This window comes from Phyllobacterium sp. P5_D12 (assembly GCF_054049495.1).
Genome location: NZ_JBFUMG010000910.1, coordinates 1 through 1,205, shown reverse-complemented (window position 1 = coordinate 1,205; position 1,205 = coordinate 1). Strand labels below are relative to the sequence as shown.

The window sequence follows — 1,205 nt, the reverse complement described above, 5'->3', positions numbered from 1 at the left end:
CAGCGCGGCGGTGCCTGTGATGCGGGCACCGCTCATGCCGAGTGGATGACCCAGCGCAATGGCGCCGCCATTTGGATTGACGAACTCTGCATCATCGGCAATGCCAAGCGCCCGAAGTGCCGCGAGTCCCTGGGAGGCAAAGGCCTCGTTGAGTTCGATGATATCGAAATCTTTGGGCGAAATGCCAAGCCGGGCACAGAGCTTCACCGAGGCTGCGATCGGCCCGACACCCATGATACGGGGCGGTACACCAGCAGTTGCGCCACCGGCGATACGGGCAATCGGCGTCAGGCCATATTTCTTCGCGGCGGCTTCGGAAGCGACGATCAGCGCTGCCGCGCCATCGTTGACGCCCGATGCATTGCCCGCCGTAACTGACCCGCCTTTACGGAACGGCGTCGGCAGTTTCGCCAGTTGCTCGATTGTGGTTTGGGGACGCGGGTGTTCGTCCCGATCCACAACGATTGCATCGCCTTTTCGCTGCGGAATTGTGACCGGCGTGATTTCGTGGGCAAGGCGTCCGTTCGCCATCGCCACCCCGGCCTTTCGCTGGGATCGCACGGCAAAAGCATCCTGATCTGCACGCGATACATTGAAGTCCTCGGCAACGTTTTCGCCAGTCTCTGGCATTGAATCGACGCCATATTCTTGCTGCATCAGTGGATTGATGAAACGCCAGCCGATCGTCGTGTCATGGATTTCCGCATGGCGCGAGAATGCACTTTCTGCTTTCGGCATTACAAAAGGGGCACGAGACATGGATTCGACACCGCCGGCGATCGCAAGTTCGATTTCGCCGGCCTTGATCGCACGGGCGGCAGTGATCACGGCATCCATACCCGAGCCGCACAGGCGGTTCATGGTTGTTCCGGGGACGCTCACTGGAAGCCCGGCGAGCAGCAGCGCCATGCGCGCCACATTGCGATTGTCTTCGCCAGCCTGGTTGGCGCAACCGTAGATCACTTCGTCAATGGCTTCCCAATCGATACTTTTATTGCGTTCGATCAGTGCCTTCAACGGAATTGCGCCAAGATCATCGGCGCGAACGGAGGAGAGCGCTCCGCCAAAGCGGCCAATGGGCGTGCGTATATAATCGCATATGTAAACTTCGGTCATCAGGCTGCCTCATGCGCTTTCTTGGTGCGGGCGTTGATGTCGCGGAGCACGGAGATTTCGGCTGTCGTCGGCACCGGTGTTTCCGCGAC

The 1,205-nt window shown here is 59.7% G+C and carries 1 protein-coding gene and 1 pseudogene; both read right to left on the bottom strand.

The window, feature by feature from the left end:
• On the bottom strand, positions 1–1,116 hold a 1,116-nt coding region (gene pcaF / locus ACXJ5O_RS27545; protein WP_457302684.1), incomplete at its 3' end, for a 3-oxoadipyl-CoA thiolase.
• Positions 1,116–1,205, bottom strand: a pseudogene (locus tag ACXJ5O_RS27540) (CoA-transferase subunit beta); the annotation flags it as partial. The pseudogene ACXJ5O_RS27540 and the gene pcaF, both read right to left, overlap by 1 nt.